This is a genomic window from Microbacterium marinilacus, assembly GCF_019753765.1.
GTDB classification, from domain to species: domain Bacteria; phylum Actinomycetota; class Actinomycetes; order Actinomycetales; family Microbacteriaceae; genus Microbacterium; species Microbacterium marinilacus.
The window spans coordinates 1-4,884 of sequence record NZ_JAIJZW010000024.1; the positions used below are offsets into that span (position 1 = coordinate 1).

Annotated in this window: 6 protein-coding genes; 3 read left to right on the plus strand and 3 right to left on the minus strand. The window is 66.1% G+C overall.

Annotated elements, in window-relative coordinates; translation table 11 throughout:
• Both K5S26_RS18410 and K5S26_RS18415 read right to left on the minus strand, forming a co-directional pair.
• Positions 1 to 313: hypothetical protein (locus tag K5S26_RS18410; protein WP_221860976.1), on the minus strand; the 313-nt coding region annotated here is incomplete at its 3' end.
• A 295-nt stretch (positions 314 to 608) separates the two neighbouring features.
• Entirely contained in the window at positions 609 to 2,015 is a 1,407-nt protein-coding gene (locus K5S26_RS18415; RefSeq protein ID WP_308123064.1) for an MFS transporter, read from the minus strand.
• 141 nt (positions 2,016 to 2,156) lie between these two features.
• Between K5S26_RS18415 and K5S26_RS19085 the strand changes: the two genes are divergently transcribed.
• Positions 2,157 to 2,744, plus strand: coding sequence for a TetR/AcrR family transcriptional regulator (locus K5S26_RS19085; protein WP_221860978.1), 588 nt, complete (start codon positions 2,157 to 2,159; stop codon positions 2,742 to 2,744).
• A gap of 36 nt (positions 2,745 to 2,780) precedes the next feature.
• On the opposite strand, the gene K5S26_RS18425 is transcribed toward K5S26_RS19085, so the two are convergent.
• Entirely contained in the window at positions 2,781 to 3,485 is a 705-nt protein-coding gene (locus K5S26_RS18425; protein WP_221860980.1) for an NADPH-dependent F420 reductase, read from the minus strand.
• A 150-nt stretch (positions 3,486 to 3,635) separates the two neighbouring features.
• Between K5S26_RS18425 and K5S26_RS18430 the strand changes: the two genes are divergently transcribed.
• The gene (locus K5S26_RS18430; protein ID WP_221860982.1) at positions 3,636 to 4,040 is read left to right on the plus strand and encodes a winged helix-turn-helix transcriptional regulator; all 405 of its coding nucleotides are present in this window, start codon (positions 3,636 to 3,638) and stop codon (positions 4,038 to 4,040) included.
• A gap of 524 nt (positions 4,041 to 4,564) precedes the next feature.
• On the plus strand, positions 4,565 to 4,747 hold the full coding sequence (locus tag K5S26_RS18435; RefSeq protein ID WP_221860984.1) for a hypothetical protein: 183 nt from the start codon (positions 4,565 to 4,567) through the stop codon (positions 4,745 to 4,747).
• The last annotated feature ends 137 nt before the right edge of the window (positions 4,748 to 4,884 follow it).

A 4,884-nucleotide genomic window follows, 5' to 3' on the forward strand; every position in this document is an offset into this window, starting at 1 on the left:
GCGCGAGGGCGCCGGGCTCGTAAAGCCCTGGGTACAGTGCGGTGGAGGCCTGTCCGTCCTCGGTTGTGAAGGTCGCGAACGGCGGAGCGCTGTTCTCCGGACTTGCGAGCACCAGATAGTCGTCACCGTCACGGGTCACCTCGAGCATGCCGTTCAGGTCCTCGCCGCCGAGCGCATAGGACACCGGGACCGCCACGCTGTCGCCGTCGACGAGGTCGGCCTCCACCCAGCCCGTGTCCGCTTCCTGGCCGGCGGCCACGTCAGTGATGTGCTCAGCAGCGTCGGTGAGCAGGTCGGCACCATCCGGCTCCACATCGATCAGTGCGGCGGCGGCTTCAATATCGCCCGTCGCGAGCGCGTCGAGGTATGCCGCGGCGGTGTCGGCAACGGGGCTGGCGGTGTCCGTGGGGGCGCGGCTGCATCGGCCTCACTGTTCGGAGAGCACCCCGTCGTGACCAGGGCGACGGATGAGACGGTGACGGCGAGGAGCATTGCGCGGCGGCATCATGCACATCTCGCGGGGTGATCGTGTCCATGTGCCGGGGCTTTCCCGCAACGCAAGCATTCGGGGTATCGCCAACACTGGCGATACCCCGAATGCTGTGGTGTTAGAGCTGGTCGTCGGTGAGGGCTTCGTGCTCGCCGGCGTGGTGCACGGGTTTCGGAATGAACACCGCGATCATCGTGCAGATCGCGGCGGCGGCGAGACCGAACAGGAATGCGGTCTGGAATCCGTCTGTGCTGGGCATGGATACCCCGCCGACTGTGGTGGTGGAGTTCGCGAGGACCGCCGCGATGACCGCGGAGGCGGAGGCGGTGCCTAGGGCGCGCATGAGGGTGTTGAGGCCGTTCGCGGCCCCGGTCTCGGTATCGGGGACAGCGCGCATGATGAGGGTGGGCATGGCCGCGTACCCCAGGCCGATGCCGATGCCGATGAGGAGGTTGATGGTGAGGATGTGCCAGGCGCCGAGTTGCATGAGCACCGCGACCAGGTAGCCGGCGGCGATGATGGTGCCGCCGATGATGAACAACGGCTTCGGCCCCCACCGGCGTTCCAGGCGCCCGGCGATCGGAGACATGGCGAGCATCGCGAGCCCGGAGGGCATGAGGATGAAACTCGCCTGCAAGAGCGTGAGCCCGATACCGCCGGCTTGGGCGGGCATCTCGAGCAGTTGCGGGAACGCGATCTGGGAGGAGAACAGGGCGAATCCCATCGCGATCGAGGCGAGGTTCGTGACGAGTACCGGTCCACGGGCACTCACCCGCAGATCCACGAGCGGCGCGGACGTCCGCAGCTCCCACCATCCCCACGCCAGCAGCACGACCACACCACCGGCGAGGAGACCGAGGGTGAGGGGTGAGGCCCATCCCCATTCGTTGCCTCGGGAGACGGCGAGGAGGATTCCGGTGAGTCCGATCGCGAGGCCGATCACGCCGACGACGTCAACGCGGCCGCCCGTGCGGGTGGGGCTTTCGGGAACGACGAGTGCGATGAGGGCTAGGACGATCGCGCCGAGGGCGGCGGCGAGCCAGAACAGCATGTGCCAGTCGGCGTTCTGCGTCACGAACGCGCTGAGCGGAAGCCCGAGCGCCCCGCCCACGCCCAGCGTCGCACTGACGAGCGCGATCGCCGATCCCAGCCGGTGGCTGGGGAGCACGTCGCGGAGGATCGTGATCCCCAGCGGGATCACCCCCATCCCGAGGCCCTGCAGGCCGCGGCCGATGATCAGCGGCACCACTGTCGGCGAGAGCGCTGCGACGATGGATCCGGCGACAAGGAGGGAAAGGAGGATGAGGGCGATGCGGCGTTTGCCGAACATGTCGCCCAGCTTCCCCGTGATCGGGGTGCAGATCGCCGACACCAGCAGGGTGATGGTGATCACCCACGCCGTGTCTTCGCGCGACGCGTTCAGCAGTTCCGGGAGCTCGCCCTGAATGGGGATCAGGATCGTCTGCATGAACGACCCCACCATGCCCGCCAACGCGAGCACCGCGATCACCGGACCCGGACGCACCCGACTCCGACCTCCCGTGTTTGGTGGGACGACGATCTCTCCAGTATTTGACAACAACAACACCTCGCGTGAGACTCCGTATCAAGACCGCGATAGGCTATCAGAAGCGAATGGCCGTCTCGTTTCGGGTACACTACGCATATGACCATGAATGTGCGCGAGCGGGCGCGGGATGCGATGCGCACGGAGATCGCGGAAGCGATGAGCGCGATCTTCGCCGAGCGAGGCTTCGACACGGTGACCGTGGACGAAGCGGCGAGCGAGGTGGGGATCTCCCGGGCGACGTTCTTTCGCTACTTCGGATCGAAAGAAGACGCCGTCCTCACCCTCGTCGATGGCCGCACCCTCGATTTCGGGGCCATCCTCACAGGACTCCCGACCGTGCCGGGTGAGAACGCGTGGGGGCTGCTGCACCGCACGTTCCAGGAGGCGCTGGCCTCGATCGACGCAGCCTCGGAAGCGGAACGCGCCCGGGTACGGATGATCCAGACGACCCCCTCGCTTCGTTCCCGGCTCGCCGATCGGCGCTACGGGCACGAAGAAGCCCTCGCTCACGCGCTCACACCGCACATTGACCCTGGCGAGGCGGCGAGACCAATCGTTCTCGCTGCCCTCGCGGTGCTCGATCTTGCCTGGCGACGATGGGCAGCAGGCGAGACCCCCATCCTCCGCGACGCGCTCGATGACACCTTCACCGCCCTCGACACGGGAAGCACCCCCATCCACTGACACCACCAGGACAAGGGCGCTCCACCACGTCAACGATCACACAGATGCCGTGAGCTCTATAGCTTCAGCGAGCGGAACCGGCACGGGGACGGCGGTGAGGAAACGCTGCATCGGATCCTCCACCGCGGACTCAGCGGGCCGCGAATACGGGGTCACATAGATCGGGGTGCCCGGCTGCGACCTCCTCCCCTCAGCGAGCGGTCCTAGATCGAGCGCATCGAACCCAATCGCATCGAGAAACGCTGTCACTTCTGCCTTCGCGGCCGGATCATCGCCGGCGATCGGGAGTGCACTCCGCTCCGCCGAACCCGCGGGGCGCCCGAGCTGCGGCAAGCGAACGAAGTCGATGTTGTTCAGGCCCTTCACTAGTCGCGCGTCAGGCAGCAGCGACGCGACATGCTCACTCGAGGTGACAGTCCCCTCATCCAACGCAGCGATATGCCCGTCGCGGTCCGGGTAGTAGTTCGTCGCATCCACCACCGTTTTGCCCACCAGCACCCCGGCCGGGAGATCCCCGCCTGCACCAAAGGGGATCGCCAGTACGACCACGTCCGCGCGCAAAATCGTCTGCTCGACAGTGTCGGCCGCGGCATGCTCTCCCAGATCAGCCACTGCCTCGACCAGGGAGGCCGGACCTCGCGAGTTCGCCATCACCGTCTCTAGCCCCGCCACGGTCGACAGCTTCGCGACACCCTTACCGATGTTCCCCGACCCGATCACACCGACCACCAGTGCACCCATACGCTCCTCCTTCAACACGCACAGGCGGAACCAAAAAACCGCTGCGTTCGCCTGACATCTGACTTGTACACCGATGCGCTTCTCTTTTGGAAGCGCCAGCGGTGTTGATAGTGTATCGGTATGACGACAGCGACGGAACGCGCACGCCAAATGAGCGTGTTCGATCCAGAGTGCACCTCTCGTGAAGTACTCGAGCACGCCACGGGCCGGTGGGGTGCACTCGTGCTCGCATCCCTCGCCGACAAGCCGTTGCGATTCGCGGAAGTGCGCCGACAGGTGACTGGGATCGGCGACCGAATGCTGTCCCAGACCCTGCAACGCCTCCACGCCGACGGCCTCGTCTCCCGTACGGAACATTCCGCCATCCCACCTCACGTCACCTACGCACTCACCGGCATCGGGGCACCGATCGCCGACCGCATCTGCGAGCTCATCGACACCATCTACCAACAGCTCCCCGCGATCGTCGCCCACCACTACGCCTGCACGGACACCGGGAGCTCGAGCGTTGCCCCGGACGCAGACGCAGCGACGGCCCAAGCGGCTGTGAAGTAGACGGCCTCTTCCGTCGCGGGGCACCCCGGCGGAGACATCCCCATCGCTCAGAACAAAGGAGTACTGATGACCACTGTTGGAATCGCGACCGGGGCCTGTCGCGGCATGGGATATCAATGCGCGCGCATTCTCAGGCGCTAAGGTCTACTGGCCGCGACCGTTCTTGATTCTGCGCCCCAGAAGAGGACGCGGCCGACGCCCCGCCGCCGAGGTTCGATCCGGGGTCCTGGCCGCCGACGGGCACCTCCTCATCGAGGAGGGCGTTCAGGCCGCCACCGGTTCGCCCTGGGGCAGGGCGTTCGCCACACGGCTGAGGTCGGGGGTCTGCGCCGTGACCATGAACACGGCCTAGGATGTGTTGCCAGGGGGCTCCTGGCAGGTCAGGCGGCGGCTGCGTTCGCGGACGAGCGACACTCGCTTGGTGGCCGTCCCGCGACTGACTCGGCCGCGATGCTCGACCACGTCGACGCGGAGAACGATCGCACTCAACGCCAGATCGGTGGTGCTTCATGAGTGAGTCGCGCGTGACGAACGCTCTGGTGGGTGTTTTGTCGATCCTCTTCGCGGCGAGTGTGGTGCTACTCGTCGTGCAGCTGACCACCTCAAGCGCGGCGCCGGGAAACTGGTTCTCGCGCATCATGGTGTCTGGGTCCGGGGCGTTCTTCGTCACAGCGGTCCTGTGGCGATTGCTTGAGAAGAACAAGTGACCAGTGGGCATGAATCGGCCTGGTTTTCGTTCCTATCCGGTTGTCTGTCCGGCGGTGGCCGGGTTGGCTGATTCAAGGGCAGCGTAGTACTCGGTCTCGGTCTCGATCGGGGTGCGCATGTCGAGTTCGCCGTGGAG